Origin of the sequence: Amycolatopsis magusensis (assembly GCF_017875555.1) — a bacterium.
Taxonomy (GTDB): domain Bacteria; phylum Actinomycetota; class Actinomycetes; order Mycobacteriales; family Pseudonocardiaceae; genus Amycolatopsis; species Amycolatopsis magusensis.
Window position 1 is genome coordinate 6,810,152 of record NZ_JAGGMS010000001.1, and the last position, 16,448, is coordinate 6,826,599.

15 protein-coding genes and 1 pseudogene are annotated in these 16,448 nt (G+C 71.4%); 9 read left to right on the forward strand and 7 right to left on the reverse strand.

Annotated elements, in window-relative coordinates:
• Positions 1-2: 2 nt before the first annotated feature.
• Together JOM49_RS30245 and JOM49_RS30250 are read right to left on the reverse strand one after the other, a co-directional pair.
• The gene (locus JOM49_RS30245; protein ID WP_209667586.1) at positions 3-1,223 is read right to left on the reverse strand and encodes an oxygenase MpaB family protein; all 1,221 of its coding nucleotides are present in this window, start codon (positions 1,221-1,223) and stop codon (positions 3-5) included.
• Positions 1,224-1,244: 21 nt separating this feature from the next.
• Positions 1,245-2,468 carry an oxygenase MpaB family protein gene (locus JOM49_RS30250; protein ID WP_209667587.1) on the reverse strand — a complete coding sequence of 408 codons (1,224 nt, stop codon included), beginning with the start codon at positions 2,466-2,468 and terminating at the stop codon, positions 1,245-1,247.
• 168 nt (positions 2,469-2,636) lie between these two features.
• Between JOM49_RS30250 and JOM49_RS30255 the strand changes: the two genes are divergently transcribed.
• Together JOM49_RS30255 and JOM49_RS30260 are read left to right on the forward strand one after the other, a co-directional pair.
• On the forward strand, positions 2,637-3,305 hold the full coding sequence (locus JOM49_RS30255; RefSeq protein ID WP_209667588.1) for a TetR/AcrR family transcriptional regulator: 669 nt from the start codon (positions 2,637-2,639) through the stop codon (positions 3,303-3,305).
• Between the two features lie 47 nt (positions 3,306-3,352).
• A pseudogene (locus JOM49_RS30260) lies at positions 3,353-4,230 on the forward strand (IS5 family transposase).
• Positions 4,231-4,248: 18 nt separating this feature from the next.
• Here JOM49_RS30260 and JOM49_RS30265 read toward each other — a convergent pair.
• Both JOM49_RS30265 and JOM49_RS30270 read right to left on the reverse strand, forming a co-directional pair.
• Positions 4,249-5,067, reverse strand: coding sequence for a class I SAM-dependent methyltransferase (locus JOM49_RS30265; protein ID WP_209667589.1), 819 nt, complete (start codon positions 5,065-5,067; stop codon positions 4,249-4,251).
• Between the two features lie 90 nt (positions 5,068-5,157).
• Positions 5,158-5,727: a helix-turn-helix transcriptional regulator gene (locus JOM49_RS30270; protein WP_209667590.1), complete on the reverse strand. Its 570-nt coding sequence runs from the start codon at positions 5,725-5,727 to the stop codon at positions 5,158-5,160.
• A 49-nt stretch (positions 5,728-5,776) separates the two neighbouring features.
• Between JOM49_RS30270 and JOM49_RS30275 the strand changes: the two genes are divergently transcribed.
• From JOM49_RS30275 to fadD11, 6 genes are all read left to right on the forward strand, one after another.
• Positions 5,777-6,427 (forward strand): TetR/AcrR family transcriptional regulator, encoded by a 651-nt coding sequence (locus JOM49_RS30275; protein WP_308158925.1) that lies wholly within the window; start codon positions 5,777-5,779, stop codon positions 6,425-6,427.
• A gap of 102 nt (positions 6,428-6,529) precedes the next feature.
• On the forward strand, positions 6,530-7,444 hold the full coding sequence (locus JOM49_RS30280; RefSeq protein ID WP_209667591.1) for a metal-dependent hydrolase: 915 nt from the start codon (positions 6,530-6,532) through the stop codon (positions 7,442-7,444).
• Positions 7,441-8,508, forward strand: a complete 1,068-nt coding sequence (locus JOM49_RS30285) for a PDR/VanB family oxidoreductase (RefSeq protein WP_245369530.1) — start codon at positions 7,441-7,443, stop codon at positions 8,506-8,508. Before JOM49_RS30280 ends, JOM49_RS30285 begins: the two co-directional genes overlap by 4 nt.
• Positions 8,509-8,521: 13 nt before the next feature.
• A complete protein-coding gene (locus JOM49_RS30290; protein ID WP_209667592.1) occupies positions 8,522-9,010 on the forward strand; it encodes an SRPBCC family protein in 489 nt (162 codons plus the stop codon).
• The gene (locus JOM49_RS30295) at positions 9,007-9,912 is read left to right on the forward strand and encodes a short-chain dehydrogenase/reductase (protein ID WP_209667593.1); all 906 of its coding nucleotides are present in this window, start codon (positions 9,007-9,009) and stop codon (positions 9,910-9,912) included. Before JOM49_RS30290 ends, JOM49_RS30295 begins: the two co-directional genes overlap by 4 nt.
• Positions 9,909-11,699 (forward strand): fatty acid--CoA ligase FadD11, encoded by a 1,791-nt coding sequence (gene fadD11 / locus JOM49_RS30300; protein WP_209667594.1) that lies wholly within the window; start codon positions 9,909-9,911, stop codon positions 11,697-11,699. Before JOM49_RS30295 ends, fadD11 begins: the two co-directional genes overlap by 4 nt.
• Here the strand turns inward: fadD11 and JOM49_RS30305 are convergent, their stop codons facing one another.
• Positions 11,700-12,929 (reverse strand): GDSL-type esterase/lipase family protein, encoded by a 1,230-nt coding sequence (locus JOM49_RS30305; protein WP_209667595.1) that lies wholly within the window; start codon positions 12,927-12,929, stop codon positions 11,700-11,702. It lies immediately after the preceding gene.
• Positions 12,930-13,699: 770 nt separating this feature from the next.
• Positions 13,700-14,572 carry a LysR family transcriptional regulator gene (locus JOM49_RS30310; RefSeq protein ID WP_209667596.1) on the reverse strand — a complete coding sequence of 291 codons (873 nt, stop codon included), beginning with the start codon at positions 14,570-14,572 and terminating at the stop codon, positions 13,700-13,702.
• Positions 14,573-14,674: 102 nt separating this feature from the next.
• On the opposite strand from JOM49_RS30310, the gene JOM49_RS30315 reads away from it, so the two are divergent.
• The gene (locus tag JOM49_RS30315) at positions 14,675-15,538 is read left to right on the forward strand and encodes an aldo/keto reductase (protein WP_209667597.1); all 864 of its coding nucleotides are present in this window, start codon (positions 14,675-14,677) and stop codon (positions 15,536-15,538) included.
• Here JOM49_RS30315 and JOM49_RS30320 read toward each other — a convergent pair.
• Complete coding sequence (locus tag JOM49_RS30320) at positions 15,465-16,448, reverse strand: fumarylacetoacetate hydrolase family protein (protein WP_209667598.1); 984 nt, start codon at positions 16,446-16,448, stop codon at positions 15,465-15,467. The genes JOM49_RS30315 and JOM49_RS30320 overlap by 74 nt on opposite strands.

Sequence of the window (16,448 nt, forward strand, 5' to 3'; positions counted from 1 at the left end):
GGTCACTGCGGCCGGTTGATCGTCGGGATTTCGATCTTCGTCTCCTGGCCCTTGGTGAGGTAGAAGAGGATGTACTTCCGCACGGCCTCGTCGAGCACCCACGCCGCTTCGGGCACCAGCGGCAGCGGGATCAGGCCTTCGCGGAACTTCACCAGCGCGGGCCAGGCGGTACTGATCAGCGGGCCCCACACCGGTTCGCGTTCGATGCCGTCCCAGTCGGCCACCTGATCCCCCGCCAGGTACCTGGCGAGCGCGTTGCACAACGGCCTGCTGAGACTGGCGGGACTGGTCTGCTCGGCCAGTTGTCCCAGCAGGATGTCGGTCAGCTCCACGCCTTCGGGTGTCGGCCCCATGTTGCGCGGCAGGATCTCCTCCGACTGGGCGTTCGCCGCGGCCCAGGTGGCGGGGATGTACTCGTCGCGGATGCCGAGCAGGTGCGCGGTCACCTGCCAGACGTGCAGGTAGGCCTCGCGATCCGCGCCGCTCATCGGGACCTTCCACGCGAGCAGTTCGCGCATCGCGTAGGTCGGCAGGGTGTGCCAGGTGACCAGCATGTCCTCCTGGCTGATCGGCACGTCCCCCGTCCACTGCGGGGACTGCGGCAGCAGGTGGCGCACCGCCGCGTGCACCAGGCGCGTCTTCACCGCCTCGACGATGCAGGAGCCGCCGGGCCGGTAGGCGTTCAGCGCCCCGACGGCGAACCCGAGGATGCTCGTCTTGGCGACGCGGTCCTCCATGTCCGCGCCGCCCTTGGAGTAGTAGACCGAGCGGGCCTCCTTGGGGATCGCGGTGCTCAGCATGCCGCCGCCGACCCCGTTGAGCAGGTTGAGGTAGAGCCCGCGCGACTTGTTGAACTCCGCCGCGACCTCCAGCTTCTTCGAATCGGCCCACGACGGCAGCTGCCGGGCCTTCTCGATGAACGCCCGCAGGTCCTCCGGCAACCCGGCGGGCAGCGGCTGGTCGTTGCGGGTCCAGTTCCACAGCAGGGCGTTGACCATGGGCACGTCACCCCGGTCGAGCAGGGACGCGACCAGCGGATCGGCCTCCTCGTCCCACACCCACCGCGGATCGGCACCGGCCCCCGAACCCGCGACCGAACCGCTGGGCGCCCAGGTCCACGCCAGCAGGGAACGCGCGTGCGCCGGTGCGGCCACGCCCAGTGCGCCGAGCGCGCCCAGCGCCCCGCCGGACACCAGCATCTTGCGCCTGCTCAGTCCCGCCATGGTGCGACTCCTCTGATCGGTCTACTCAGGACGGTTGGTGTCCGGGATCTCGATGCTGATCGGCTTGGCTTCGGACAGGAACAGCAGCGCCGCCTTGCGCAGGAACTCGTCGAAGAGCCAGTACGCCTTGGGCGCCAGCGGCAACGGCAGCAGTCCTTCGCGCACGGCGATGAACGGCTCCCAGGCGACGTCGAGCAGCGAGTCCCAGAGCGGTTCCCGGTCGATGTCCAGCCAGCCGGCGATCTGGTCGCCGAGCATGAACCGGGTGACCGCGCCCAGGATGGGCTTGCTGAGGATGCCACCGTCCACAGTGGCCCCGAGGTTGAGCAGGATGTCCGCCAGCTTGACGCCCTCCGGCGTCGGCGCCAAGATCGGGTCCAGCACCTCGTCGGCCTGCGAGTTGGCTTCCTGCCACGTCGCCGGGATGTATTCGTCCTTGATCCCGAGCATGTGCGCGCTGACCTGCCAGGAATGCAGGAACGCCACGGATTCGCGCTGCGGGATGGGGATCTTCCAGTCGGTCATCTTCCGCATCACGGTGGTGGGCAGGCTGTGCCAGGTGACCATCATGTCCCGCTGGCTGATCGGGATCTCCTCGTCGGCGACCGCGGGCCAGTGCGGGGACTGCGGCAGCAGGTGTCGCACCGCCGCGTGCACCAGCCGGGTCTTGACGCAGGTCACCACCATCTCGCCGCCGGGCTGGTAGGCGTCGCGCGCACCGATGTCGTACCCGAGCTTCGCGGTCTTGGAGATGCGGTCCTTCATGTCCGCGCCGCCCTGCGAGTAGTAGACCGCGCGGGCTTCCTTCGGGATGACCGTGCTCATCATGCCGCTGGCCAGGCCGTACAGCAGGCCGAGGTAGAGCCCGCGCTTCTCGTTGAAGTCCACCGCGGTGGCCAGCTTGCCCGGCTCGGCCCACGGGGGCAACTGCCGCGCGCGTTCCATGAAGTCCCGCAGGTCCGCGGGCAGCCCGGCGGGCAGCGGCTGGCCGTTCTTGGTCCAGGTCCGCAGCAGGTTGTTGACCATGGGCACGTCGCCCCGGTCGAGCAGGGACGCGACCAGCGGATCGGCCTCCTCGTCCCACACCCACCGCGGATCGGCGCCGGCCCCGGCGCCGGCCACCGAACCGGTGGGTGACCACGTCCACGCCGAGCGGGCCTGCGCGGGTGCCGCGATGCCCAGCGCGCCGAGCGCGCCCAGCGCCCCGCCGGCCCTCAACATGTCGCGCCTGCTCAGTCCGTCCATTCGCTTCGCTCCTCTTCCTCGAGGTCGAGAGCCGGTAAACCGCGGCCTGATACGATGAAACAAGTACTGATTCTTCGTATCATGAGAGCACACGGTGTCGGCCATCACAAGACCTTCCGTGACAGCGGGTCCGCGGCTGAGGCAGAATCGAGCGCTCTGGAGGAGCCCGTGGAACCTGCGCTGTCCGCCCTGCTGAGCTCGGGCGAGGAGTCGCTGCTCGAACGCGCCTACAGCGACGCCGTGGGGCGGGCGGACGAGGTGGACGAAGCCCGCGCGCGCATCCTCGACGCCGCGTACGACCAGTTCTGCCGGCTGGGCATCCAGCGCTCCACGATGGAGGACGTGGCCCGCCGGGCCGGGGTTTCCCGCATCACCGTCTACCGGCGCTTCACCACGAAGGACGCGCTGGTGGAACAAGTGGTCCGGCGGGAGTTCCGCCGGTACTTCGACCGGTTCCTGATCGACATCGAGCAGGCCGAGACCGCCGCCGACCGGGTGGTGCTCGGGTTCGTCAGCTCGCTGCGCGCGATCCGGGGCAACCCGCTGATCGGCGGGCTGATGGAGGCGGAACCGGACCTGCTGGTGCCGTCGATGATCAACGACGGCGGCCGGACACTGGGCACCGTGCGGCAGTTCGTCGCCGGGCAGCTGCGGCACGAACAGCGGGCGGGCACCGTGTCCAGCGAGCTGGACGCCGACGTCGTCGCCGAGATGATGGTGCGGATCTCCGCGTCGTTCCTGGCCATCCCGAGCCAGGTCATCGACCTCGACGACGACGAACAGCTCGCCGCGGTGGCACGGCGGTTCCTGGTGCCGATGCTGGAGCCGGGCGACTAGGGCGTGTCCTGCGGATCTTCTTCATGATCGTGTGCAGATGATGGGGTGTGGTTGGTCGTGGTGAGCTGACGGATAAGGCGTGGGCGAGGATCGCGCCGTTGCTGCCTGCGGAGTCTGGGCGGCGGGGTGGGCGGTGGCGTAGTCACCGGCAGGTGATCAACGCGGTTCTGTGGCATGAACGGACCGGTGCGCCGTGGCGTGACCTGCCCGAACGCTATGGGCCGTGGAAGACCGCGCATGAGCGGTTACGCAAGTGGACCGCGGACGGGACGTGGGACCGGATCCTCGAGCACGTAATCGTCAAGGACGACTCGCTGGGCACTCTGGAGGACAACATCGAGTTCGTGATCAGTGTTGATTCCACGAGTGTGCGGGCGCATCAGCACGCGGCCGGTGCCCGGAAAAAGGGGGCTGCGCGGACTGGATCGACGACCTCGCGATCGACGGGGAATGCCTCGGGCGCTCCCGAGGAGGACTGACAACCAAGCTCCACCTGGCCGTCGACGGCGCGGGCTTGCCGCTGGCGGTGATCCTCACCCCTGGTCAGGCCGGGGACAACCCGCAGCTGCTGCCGCTGCTGGACGATATCCGCGACCTCGAGGTGGACGGGCAGAGAGTGCGGGTGGGGCGGGTGCTCGCCGACAAGGCCTATACCCACCCGAGTACCCGCCAGGCGCTGCGCGAGCGCAGGATCAGGGCCACCATCCCCGAACGCGCTGATCAGATCGCCCGCCGCAAGGCCCGGGGCTCGGCCGGTGGCAGACCACCGGCCTTCGACCCCGACCTCTACAAACTGCGCAACGTGGTCGAACGGTGCTTCAACCGGCTCAAACAATTCCGGGGCCTGGCAACCCGCTACGCCAAACGAGCCGCCTACCACCGCGCCGAAATCATTCTTGCCTGCATCGTCCTGCACCTCCGATGAAGATCCCCAGGACACGTCCTAGGCGCGGCGGCGTGCGGTCCAGACGGTGCGCTCGGCGCGGACGGCGAGGTCGTCGCGGCGCAGGAGGCTGTGGGGGCCGCTGGTGTCGAGCAGCCGGTCCAGCGCAGCGAGATCCTCGGCGGGCAGCGACTGGGCGGCGCCCTGGCGCACGCGGCTCAAGCCCGCGAGCGCGTAACGCCCGACGGCCTCGTTGTGCTTGGCCGGCAGATTCGCGGTGATGGTGCGTTCGCTCTCGACGGTGAACCCGGCGGCCACCAGTTCCGGGCCCCAGTCGGCGCCGCGGTGGGGCGCGAGCTCGGCGATGCGGTGGGCCATCGCAGCGTGGCAGCGGTCTTCGAGGCCAGGCCGGTCCTCCGGGGCGTCCGGGGGCAGGAACCGCGGGAAGTCCGCCAGTTCCACCACGGCGAACAACCCGCCGGGCGCGAGCATCTCGTGGACCTGCCGCAGCACGCGGCCGGGGTCGGTCATGTGGTGCAGGGAAGCCGAGGCCCACACCAGGTCGGGTGTGCCGAGGTCGGGCCAGGGCGCGTCCAGGTCCGCCTGCACGGTGTGCACGCGGTCGGCGACCCCGGCCGCTTCGGCCTTCTCCGCCAGTCGTCCCAAGTGGACGGCCGAGGCGTCGACGGCCGTCACCCGCGCTTCGGGGAAGTGCTTGAGCAGGAGGAAGGTACCGGCTCCGGTCCCGCAGCCCAGGTCCACGATGTGCCGGGGCCCGGTTTCGGCCGGTAGCGAGGTGACGATGGCCGCGAGGTGCTCGGCGAGCACTTCCGCGTCCAGGTCGAGTACCTCCGCGTGGTCGTGTTTTCCGTGTTCCATGACAGCCACGCTAAGTGGACCCGGCCCTGCTACGGCGGCGGTTTCCCGGATGCGCAAGAAGATCGCCGGCCACCGTGCCGAAGGCGCAACTCAGCCGTCGCCCTGCTGGTGACCGCGGCGGGCGTCGCGGTCGAAGATGCCGAGGATCTCGCACGGGCCGCCCTCGGCGCCGATGGCGTGCGGCAGCATCGTGGGGAATTCCGCCGCCTGGTTGGTTTCCACGCGGAGGCGGCGGTCGCCCAGCAGCAGCACGGCGGTGCCCGACAGGACCACGAGCCATTCGCGGCCGGGGTGGGCGCGCATGCGGGCGAGGTTCTCGGGCGGCGGGTCGACCATTCGCTGGCGCACCACCGTGAGCCCGGGATCCGCCTTGACGGGCCAGCGCATCAGGCCGTACGCCGCCTCGTGCGTCGGGTTGCTGATGATGTCGTCCGTGGCCGTCTCCACCAGCTGGTCGAGCGAGGTGTCCAGGGCACGGGCGAGCGTGACGAGCTGGTCGAGGGCGAGGCGCCGCCCGCCGGTCTCGATGCGGCTGAGCGTGGACGACCCCATCCGCGCACGGGCGGCCAGTTCCTCCAGAGACCAGCCCTTGGCCACCCGCAGCGCACGGATCCGCTGGCGCACCAGGCCGTCGAGGTCGCCGCCGTCATCTTGCTTCACCGGCCTGAGCCTAGGCGCACGCCCGGCTGCCACGTGACAGGATGAGGCGGTGACCGACAGCCCCGACGTCTCGAGCCGCCCGTGGCGCGGGGTGGCCGCGGACGAGCGGCAGGCACGGCGGCGCAAGCAGCTGGTCGACGCCGGGTTCGCGCTGATGGGTTCCGGCGGGGCCGCGTCCGTCACGATGCGCGGGGTGTGCCGCGAAGCCAAGCTCACCGAGCGGTACTTCTACGAGAGCTTCCCCAACCGCGAGGCCCTGCTGGTGGCCGTGCTCGAAGCGGTGGCCGAGCAGGCACGGACCGCGCTGCTGGCGGCGCTGGCCGAGGCGGCGGACACGGCCGCGCTGGTCCGGCAGGTGGTGGCCGCGTTCACCGAGTTCGTCACCGCCGACCCGCGCCGGGGCCGCGTGCTGTTCGTGGAGTCGGTGGCCGCACCCGAACTGGCGAACCGCGGCGCCGAACTGGTCGGCGAGTTCACCAAGCCGATCGCGCTGGCCCTGCGCAGTCCCGTCCTCGGCGCGGAGACCGCCGACGACCACGACCTGGAGCTGAACGCCGAAGCGGTGTTCGGCGCGCTGGCCTACCTCTACCAGGCCTGGCTCGCCGGCCGGGTCACCATCACCCGCGACCGCTTCGTGGAGCACGTTTCCCAGGTCGTCGAGCAGCTGGCCCAGGCGAGTTCCGCCGCCGTCCAGGACTGACCGCCCCCGCGCACGCCCTCTCGTGAACTGACATCGGCTGATGTTGACATCGCCCGCTGTCAACAATATCGTGCAACGCCAAGCGAGCGTGAGGACGAAGCGATGTTCGGACTGTTCCGCGGAAAACCGGTCGTCGACGTGCGCGGGGCACGCCGGTACACCGACCAGGCGCACGCCATCGCCCCGCGTGCGGTCGAGTTCTCCTGGGACGGCGTGCCGATGCACTACATCCCCGGCGAGCCGATGGCCACGCACATCATCAACGTGATGCACCTGGTGCTGCCCGAGGGCGAGCGCGCGATGTCCGCCGCGCTGGCCGAGGCGCTGCCGCTGATCGAGGACGAGCGGCTGCACGAAGAGGTCGTCGGCTTCATCGGCCAGGAAGCGACCCACGCGTCCTCGCACGAGGGCGCGCGGGACCACCTGGCGAAGCTCGGCCTGGACGTCGAGCCGACGGCCCGCAAGATGGAGTGGATGGTCGACAAGGTCCTCGGCGACTGGGGCCTGACCGGCCGGGCGAAGCACGCGTGGCTGTGCGAGCGGCTCGGGTTGTTCGCCGCGATGGAGCACTACACCGCGGTGGTGGGCGACTGGCTGCTCAACGCCGACCAGCTGGCCGAGCGGGGCATGCACCCGACCATGCTGGACCTGGTCCGCTGGCACGGCGCCGAAGAGGTCGAGCACCGCAACGTCGCCTTCGACGCCTTCATGTACGTCGACGGCGGGTACGGCAGGCGGGTGCGCACGGCGCTGGTCGCCAGCTTCACCCTGGCGGTGTTGTTCCTGACCACGGCGGGTTCGCTGTTCCGCAAGGACCCGTCGCCGGACAAGGGCCGCTTCTGGCCGGTGCAGCTGCTGAGCGCGACCCGGCGGCGGATGATCCCCTCGGCGACCATCTTCCTCACCGAGATCCCGAAGTACCTGCACCCGAAGTTCCACCCCTCGCAGCTCGGCAGCATGGACAAGGCCCTGCGTTACCTCGCGCGGTCACCGGCGGCCAACGGCGGTGCCCGATGAGCCGGTCCACAAAGGACGCGTACGCCCCCAGCGGCGCGATGCGCCTGGCCGCGCTCGCCAGTGCCGCCTACCGGCACGTGTTCGCCGCCGGGCCGGTCGCTCCCCTGCTGTCCCGGCCGAACCCGGTGCGCCGCACGGGATTCGACCTCGACCTGCGGATCGGCGAGATCCGGCCGGAGGCCGAGGACGTGGTCAGCCTGACCCTGGAATCGGACGGCGAGCCGCTCCCCCGCTGGGTTCCCGGCGCGCACCTGGACGTCTTCCTGCCCTCGGGCAGGCAACGCCAGTACTCCCTGTGCGGTGATCCCGCCGATCGGCACGCCTACCGCATCGCCGTCCGGCGGCTCGGCGACGGGCTGGGCGGTTCGCGCGAGGTCCACGGACTGCGCGCCGGTACCCGGATCACCGCACGCGGCCCCCGCAACGCCTTCGCACTGGTCGACGCGCCGTCCTACCTGTTCGTCGCGGGTGGCATCGGGATCACGCCGATCCTGCCGATGGTGCGCGCCTGTCACGAACGCGGCGTCCCGTGGCGCCTGGTCTACCTCGGCCGGTCGCGGGCGAGCATGCCGTTCCTCGGCGAACTCGCCGGGTACGACAGCGGCGTGGCCGACATCCGGCCGGACGACGAGGCCGGGCTGCCGGACATCACCGGCATCCTGCCGCTCGCGGCCCCCGGCGCGGCGATCTACCTGTGCGGCCCGCCACCGCTGATGCTCACCGCGCGCGGACTGGTGCGGGAGATCAATCCCACCGCCTCCCTGCACACCGAACGGTTCTCGCCGCTGCCCGTGGTCGACGGCACGCCGTTCGAGATCCGGCTGTACCGCAGTGGCGTGACCGTGCCGGTCGCGGCGGACGAGTCGGCCCTCACCGCGATCCGCCGGGTGGTGCCCGGGGTGGCCTACTCCTGCCGCCAGGGTTTCTGCGGCACTTGCACAACCCCCGTGCTGGCCGGGACCGTGGAGCACCGGGACCGGGTCCTCCCGGGCGGTGAGCGCGAGAAGTCCATGCTGGTCTGCGTTTCCCGTTCGGCAGGCGGTCCCCTGCTGCTCGACCTCTGACCGAAGGCGGCCCATGACACGCTGGTATCCCCTCGCCGAAGCCGACGACGAGTTCCTCGCCTCGGCCCCGTTCCGGTTCGTGCAGGCCGTCGACGTGCCGGCGGACGCCGCGCGGGTGTGGCGGGTGCTCTCCGCCGACGACGCGCTGGTGTCGTGGTCGCGGCTGATCACCGGTATGGACTGGACCTCTCCGCGCCCGTTCGGCGTCGGCACCACCCGGGCCGTCACGGTCGGGCGCGCGGCGACCCTGCGCGAACGCTTCTACCGATGGGACGAGGAAAGCCGGATGACCTTCACCGCCGAAGCCTCCTCCAAGCCGGGTTTCCGCCGGTTCGCCGAGGACATGGCGCTCACCCCGCTGACCGGAGGCACCCGGATCACCTGGACCTTCGCCATCGAGCCGGTGCCGAAGGCCGCGCCCTTGCTGCGCCTGGGCCGCCCGGCGTTCCAGCGGGTCACCGCGGGCTGGGCGAAGGGGCTGGCGGAGGCGATCGGCCGATGAGCGTGCTGGCCACCGCCACCGGGATCGTCCGCGACCTCGGCGTCCCGCTGCCCGGCCGCGGCCACTACGACGTGCGCGGCAAGGTCGTGCTGATCACCGGCGGCGGGGACGGCATCGGCCTCGCGCTGGCCCGCGAACTGCACGGCCGCGGGGCCGTCGTCGCGCTGACCGACATCGACCCGGCCGCGCTCGCCCGCGCCGGAACCGAACTGGGCAGCCGGGTGCACACCTTCGTCGCCGACGTCCGCGATCGCGTGGCCATGGAAGCGGTCGTCCGTGCACTGAGCACCGAAACGGGCGGGCTCGACGTGGTGGTCGCCAACGCCGGGGTGACCCCGCCACCGGCCACACTGCGCCAGATCGACCCCGAAGGCTTCGACCGGGTCCTCGACATCAACCTGACCGGCGTGTTCAACACCGTCCGGCCGGCGATCGACGAGGTGGTCGCGCGACGCGGGCACATCGTGGTCGTCTCCTCGGCGGCCGCCTTCGCGCCCGGGCTCGGCGGGGCCTCCTACATGATCAGCAAGGCCGGGGTCGAACAGCTGGGCCGGGCCCTGCGGCTCGAACTCGCCGGATTCGGGGCCAGCGCGGGGGTCGCCTACTTCGGCGTGGTCGACACCCGGCTCGCCAAGGCCACTTTGGACGATGACGCCCTCGGCGCGGAGCTCGAGGCACGGCTCCCCCGCCCGCTGCGCCGCCGGATCACCGCGGAACAGGCGGCCGAGGTGCTCGCCGGTGCCATCGCCCGGCGCGCCGGGCGTACGCTGGCCCCGGCCGCGTGGCAGGGCTGGGCGTTGCTCCGCGGTTTCGTGAACGTGGTCGCCGACGGCGTCCTCGCCGCCGACCGCCGGTGCCACACCCTCATCCGCGAACTCGAAGCCAGGGGGAGCCGACCGTGAGCGCACCACCCGCCACGCTGTGCGAGGCGTTCCAACGGGTCGCGGCCATCGACCCGGACACCGTCGCGGTGCGGACCGTCGGCGGCACGCAGACCCTGACCTGGCGTGAGTACGGCGCACAGGTGCGGGAAGTCGCCGCCGGTTTCGCCGCGCTCGGCGTCGGCCGCGGGGACACGGTCGCGCTGATGATGGCGAACCGGACGGAGTTCTACCCGGTCGACGTCGGCGCGCTGCACGCCGGCGCGACCTCGTTCTCCGTCTATAACACCCTCGCGCCCGACGCGATCCGATATGTGCTCGGCAACGCCGGTGCCCGGGTCGTGGTCTGCGAAGCGCAGTACGTGGAGCGCGTCCGCGAGACCGGTGTGGTGGACCGGATCGTGGTCGTCGACGCCGAGCCCGGCGAAGCCCCGGACGGCACGATCTCCTTGGCGGAGCTGAAGAACCTCGGTTCCGCCGACTTCGACTTCGAGGCCGCCTGGCGCGCGGTCCAGCCGGAGGACGTGGCGACGCTCATCTACACCTCGGGCACCACCGGCGATCCCAAGGGCGTCGAGTCCACGCACGCGGCGTTGTTGTTCGAGGCCAACGCGGTCAGCGCGGTCCTGCCCGTCGAGTACGGCGACCGGATCACCTCGTTCATGCCGTCCGCGCACATCGCCGACCGCGTCACCGCCCTGTACTTCCAGCTCGTCTTCGGCACGCAGATCACCGTGGTCACCGACCCGCGGCAGATCGTCGCGGCCGTGCGGGACTGCCGCCCGACGATCTGGGGCGCGGTCCCGCGTGTGTGGGAGAAGCTGAAGGTCGCCATCGAACTGGCCGTGGCGCACGAGCCCGACGAGCAACGCCGCGAGGAACTGGAATGGGCGGTGGAGGTCGGCAACCGCCGGCTGGACCACCTGCGTGCGGGCACGCCCGTGCCGCCGGAACTGGAAGCCGAGTACGCCAAGGCGGACGCGGCCGTGCTCACCGGCCTGCGGGACATGCTCGGCTTCGGCGGGCTGAAGTGGGCGGTCTCCGGCGGCGCTCCCATCCCGGGCGGCACACTGGCTTTCTTCGCCGCGCTCGGCCTGCCGATCTCCGAGATCTGGGGCATGTCGGAGCTGACCTGCATCGCCAGCACGTTCCCGGCCGACCCGGCCAAACTCGGCACGGTCGGGCGGATCCTGCCCGGCATGGAGACGCGGATCGCCGAGGACGGGGAACTGTTCGTGCGCGGGCCGCTGGTGATGAAGGGTTACCGGGGTGACCCGGCCAGGACCGCCGAGGCGATCGACGCCGAGGGCTGGCTGGCCACCGGTGACGTGGTGACCGCCGACGACGACGGCGTGCTCACCATCGTCGACCGGAAGAAGGACCTGATCATCAACGCCTCGGGCAAGAACATGTCCCCGGCGAACATCGAGAACGCGATCAAGGCGGCGTCCTCCCTCATCGGCGGGGTGGCCGCCATCGGTGACGGCCGCCCGTACACCACGGCGCTGATCACCCTGGACCCCGAGGCCGCCGCCGCGCTCGCCCCGGACGGCCGCAAGGCCGAGCTGGCCAGGGATCCGGAGATCCTCACGCGGGTCGCCGCCGCGGTGACCAGTGGCAACGCGAAGCTGTCCCGGGTCGAGCAGATCAAGCGCTTCCACCTGCTCCCGGTGGTCTGGGAACCCGGCGGCGACGAACTGACCCTGACGATGAAACTGCGCCGCAAGCCGATCGCCGCGAAGTACGCCGCGACGATCGACCGCCTCTACGCCGACCCCCTTCCGGACGACGTGCACGAACCGCGCTGATCAGCCCCGGCCGGTGAGCATCGGCAGGGAGACGAAGTCCGCGAGCGCCTGCTGCCCGGCCGCGTTGGCGTGCACCCCGTCGCCGTTGTCGTAGGGCGGGTGGATCCCGTTGGGCTGCGACGGGTCCTTCAGCACCTGGTCGAAGTCGACCACGCCGTCGCAGGTGCCGGAGCAGTTGTTCCAGCGCTGGGTGAAGGTGCCGACCTCGTGCCGGTCGAGATTGTTCTGCGCGGTGTACCCGGGTCGCGGGGTGATCGGGGTGACGTACACGGCGATCCCCGCGTCGCGCAGGCGCTGGAAGACCTGGCGGTAGCTGTCCAGGATGGGTTCGGCGGTGCAGCCGAAGGCCAGGTCGTTGGTGCCGTAGTAGTAGAGGACGCCGGTGACTCCGTGCAGGGCGAGCACATCGCGGTCCAGCCGGGCGAGCGCGTCCAGGCCGGCGACGCGATCCGGGGTGCCGGGACAGGCGTTCGAACTGGTGGTGCCGCTGATCCCGGCGTTCGCGATGGCGAGCTTGCCGGTGCGGCGGGCCAGGTCGTCGGTCCAGCGGCGGTTGGTGCCCAGTTCGGTGCAGCCGGGCCCGCAGTTGGTGCTGCCCACGCCGTCGACCACCGAACTGCCGTAGGCGACGATCGTGCCGCGCAGGCCGCGGTTGCGCACGTCGACCGCGCTGACCAGGTAGGTCGAGGTGACGGTTTCGGTGTACGCCGTGCCGGCGGGATCGGCGGTGTGGTCACCCGCGCCCGCGGGGGTCAGGTAGTTCTCGCGGAACGCCGAGTCGTGCTGGCCGGGGACAACCGTGCCCGCGATGTACATGCTGATGCCGAGGTCGGTGTCCGGCTGGGTGCGCAGGTCGGTGTCGTCGCTCCAGACCTCGCCGCCGGGCGGGATGGTGACCGCGGGCTGACCGCGGAAGGTCAGCGGCCGGACGCCGGTGACCGAAGCGGCCGGTCCGCTCAGGCCCGCGGTCGCGCGGTCGATGGTCAGCGGGGTCTTGCCGAAGGTGTTCTGCACGCGGATCCGCACCGCGTCGCCGCCCTGGCTCAGGTGCGTGACCATCCGCACGGACTGGTTCTGCACCGTCTTGGCCGACAGCGCCTGCTGCGACTGCGCCCACGAGGTGAACCACGGCGATCGCTGCGTTTCCGCGGCGGGCGCCGAGCCCATCAGCGATCCGGCGAGGAGCAGGACGGCGGCGCCGAACACGGCGATCTTCCTCGAACGCTTCATCGCGTACCTTTCGTCCGTTGTGGACCGAGCCTGCTGACGGTGAGCAGCGTGGGGACCGGTACGCCCGCGTCGGCACACAGGCCGGCGGCGTAACCGCCCAGCCAGCCGATGGCGTCGACGGACCATTCGGCGAGGGTGCCGTGGAAACTCGCCGCATGCCGTGGTGGGCCGTTCCAGGAGGAGTCGTCGAACGGCGGCTTCGGCTCAGTCGAAAGCCGGTGGACTCGCAGGCGAACACGCTCTGCTCGGCCATCCGTTCCCGGAATCGTGCCGCCGCAGCGGGGATCGACGGGTCCTGGCCGCTGTCGAGGGTGACCCGCACCGGCGTTCCGGGGCCGGCGGCACCGAACCACGCGGCGGTCGCCGACGACGCCGGGCCGGGTCCGGGCGGCAGCAGGACCTGCACCGCGTCCAGGTCGAGCGTGCCGAGGTGCGCCAGGACGTCACCGGCACAGCGGAGGAACGGCTGCACCGGCAGCGGGCCCGGTACGACGCCCACCTGGAACCAGCCGGCCAGCCCCGGCGCGGCGAGCGGGTGCTCCTCCCCCGCGTCGTTCATGCCCCACAGCACGTCCAGCCAGCCCATGGCCAGCGACCGGTCGTGGAAGAGGATGTAGGCGTCCCGGTCGGGATCGTGCCCGGGGTGCCGCACCAGCGAGCCGTACAGCGCCGCGAACAACGTCCCCGACGGACCGCGGGTACCCGGCGCCAGGCCGGGGCGGACTTCGTCGGTCACCGCGCCAGTCTGCCGGAACCGGGCCCGGAGATCATCAGGCCGAATGGTCCCCGATCCGCTCGCAGAGGGCGGCCGTGGCCGCGCTCGGCGCTTCCGTGGTCACCGAAACCGTCTCCCAGGCCGGGACCTCGCCGGACAGCGGGATGAACCGCGCCTCGCCGGTCTTGTGCGAGAAATTCTCCGGTACCAGCGCCACCCCGAGGCCGAAGCTGACCAGTTCCAGCAGCGAATGCACGTCGGTGACCTCGAGCGGGACCTTCCGGTGCACCCCGGCCTCCGCGAGGACGGCGTCCGCGAGGTCCCGCGTGCCCCAGCCGGGGTGGAAGTCGACGAAGCGATCCGCCGCCAGCTCGGTGAGCCCGACCGAGGCGCGCCCGGCCAGCGGGTGGTCCGGGGCGCAGGCGAGCACCAGCGCTTCGGTGCCGAGCGGGGTCATCCGGAGTTCGTCCGGGCAGCGCGCCGGTTTCGCGACGAAGGCGAGGTCGAGCCGCCCGGTCCGCACGTGCTCGATCAGCTCGGTCGACCCACCGTGCTGCAGCCGGACGTCCACACCGGGGTACGCGGTGACGAAGTCGTGGAGCAGGGCGGGCAGGTGCAGCGAGTGCAGGCACTGCAGCGAACCGAGGGCGAGGCTGCCGCGGACGAGCCCCTGGACCGCGGCCACGGCCGCCCGTCCGGCACCGGCCGCGGCCACCGTGCGCCGCGCCTCGACCAGCAGCGCCTCCCCCGCGCCGGTCAGGCGCACCTGGCGGGTGCTGCGGCGGAACAGCGGCGCGCCGAGTTCCTTCTCCAGCGCCCGGATGGTGGCCGACAGCCCGGACTGCGCCACGTGCAGGCGCCGCGCGGCCCGGGTGAAATGCGACTCCTCGGCGACCGCGATGAAGTACTCGAGCTGCCGCAGTTCCATCATTGATCACCCAGAATGCTTAGTCGGATCAGTTCCTTCTGTTGGACAGCTTAATGCCCAGCGCGTTAGCTGGGTGGCGCACCGGACGAAGGAGGAGCACGCATGCAGACGCGCCGCATCGGGGAGCTCGAGGTCAGCGCCATCGGACTCGGCGGCATGCCGATGTCGGTCCAGGGCAGGCCGCCGGAGGACCGCTCGGTGGCCACCATCCACGCCGCGCTCGACGCCGGGGTGACGCTGATCGACACCGCGGACGCCTACCACCTGGACGCGAGCGATCCCGGGCACAACGAGTCACTGATCGCCCGCGCGCTGGCGAGTTACCCGGGTGACACCTCCGCGGTGCTGGTCGCCACCAAGGGCGGGCACACCCGGCCCGCCGACGGGAGCTGGGCGCTCGACGGGTCACCGGCGCACCTCAAGCGCGCCGCGGAGGCCTCGCTCAAACGGCTCGGCACCGACGCGCTCGGGCTGTACCAGTTCCACCGGCCGGATCCGGCGGTCCCGTACGCCGAGTCCGTCGGTGCGCTGGCCGATCTGCTCGACGAGGGCAAGATCCGCTACGCCGGCATCTCGAACGCGAACCCGGAGCAGATCCGGCAGGCGAACGAAATCCTCGGCGGACGGCTCGCCGCCGTGCAGAACGAGTTCTCGCCCGCCTTCCGGTCCAGCGAGCCGGAACTCGAGCTGTGCAGCGACCTCGGCATCGCGTTCCTGCCGTGGAGCCCGCTCGGCGGCATCGCCAAGGCGAGCGAACTGGGCTCGCGCTTCGCGCCGTTCGCCGAGGTGGCCCGGGCGCACGAGGTGAGCCCGCAGCAGGTGACACTGGCGTGGATGCTGGCGAAGTCGCCGGTGGTCATCCCGATCCCCGGCTCCTCGCGGCCGGAGACCATCAGGAGTTCGGCAGCGGCGGTCCACCTGGAGCTGTCGGCCGGGGAGTTGGCCGCGCTCGACGCGTCCCGCTGACCCTGGCGGGTGGCAGCGGCCGCACCTCGGCACCCGGCACCACCGTGCCGCTCAACTGCCCGATGCCTTCGACGGTGAGGCGGACGGTGTCGCCGGGGCGCAGTGGTGGCCGGTCGCCGCCCCGGCCCCACAGTTCGGCGAGGCACCCGCCGTTGCCGCAGGTGCCCGAGCCGAGCACGTCGCCGGGGCGCACCACCGTGCCGCGTGAGGCGTAGGCGAGCATCTCCTCGAAGGTCCAGCTCATGTTCGACAGCAGGTCCGAGCCGACGACCTCGCCGTTGACCTCGGCGGTCAGCGCCAGCCGCAACCGGCCGTCGTCCTCGCGGTACCCCGCCAACTCGTCGGGGGTGACCAGCCACGGGCCCAGGCTCAGCGCGGTGTCCTTGCCCTTGCACGGCCCGAGCCCGACGGTCATCTCCGCGGTCTGCAGGTCCCGCGCGGACCAGTCGTTGAAGATCGTGTAGCCCGCGAGGTGCGCGGCCGCCTGCTCCGGGGTCAGGTCGCGGCCCGCACGGCCGACGACGGCCGCGACCTCCAGTTCGAAGTCGAACCGCGCCGACCCCGGGGGCATCGGCACGTCGTCGTGCGGGCCGAGCACCGAATGCGGGTTGCCGAAGTAGAACGTCGGCGCGGCGTACCACTGCCCGGGCACCCCTGCCCCGCCGCGCATGCCTTCGACGTGTTCTTCGAAGGTGACGAAGTCGCGAATGGACGGTGGGTGCAGCGGCGCGAGCAGGCGGACCTCGGACACGTGCGGCCCGGGTTCGCCCGCCAGCGCCGCGGCACCGGCCGCGGGCAGCTCGTCCAGCACGTCGATCAGCGACGCGGCGTCGAGCGGGTGCAGCCGATCGTCTTCGTCGAGCACCGCGGTCCATTCACGACCGTGGTGTTCGTAGGTGGCGAACCGCAT

Coding starts and splice junctions, on each gene's coding strand:
- JOM49_RS30305 (WP_209667595.1), bottom strand. CDS start 12,929: ATGAAGCGTTCGAGGAAGATCGCCGTGTTCGGCGCCGCCGTCCTGCTC.
- JOM49_RS30315 (WP_209667597.1), top strand. CDS start 14,675: ATGCAGACGCGCCGCATCGGGGAGCTCGAGGTCAGCGCCATCGGACTC.
- JOM49_RS30290 (WP_209667592.1), top strand. CDS start 8,522: ATGACACGCTGGTATCCCCTCGCCGAAGCCGACGACGAGTTCCTCGCC.
- JOM49_RS30245 (WP_209667586.1), bottom strand. CDS start 1,223: ATGGCGGGACTGAGCAGGCGCAAGATGCTGGTGTCCGGCGGGGCGCTG.
- JOM49_RS30295 (WP_209667593.1), top strand. CDS start 9,007: ATGAGCGTGCTGGCCACCGCCACCGGGATCGTCCGCGACCTCGGCGTC.
- JOM49_RS30250 (WP_209667587.1), bottom strand. CDS start 2,468: ATGGACGGACTGAGCAGGCGCGACATGTTGAGGGCCGGCGGGGCGCTG.
- JOM49_RS30310 (WP_209667596.1), bottom strand. CDS start 14,572: ATGGAACTGCGGCAGCTCGAGTACTTCATCGCGGTCGCCGAGGAGTCG.
- JOM49_RS30285 (WP_245369530.1), top strand. CDS start 7,441: ATGAGCCGGTCCACAAAGGACGCGTACGCCCCCAGCGGCGCGATGCGC.
- JOM49_RS30265 (WP_209667589.1), bottom strand. CDS start 5,067: ATGGAACACGGAAAACACGACCACGCGGAGGTACTCGACCTGGACGCG.
- JOM49_RS30280 (WP_209667591.1), top strand. CDS start 6,530: ATGTTCGGACTGTTCCGCGGAAAACCGGTCGTCGACGTGCGCGGGGCA.
- JOM49_RS30320 (WP_209667598.1), bottom strand. CDS start 16,448: ATGCGGTTCGCCACCTACGAACACCACGGTCGTGAATGGACCGCGGTG.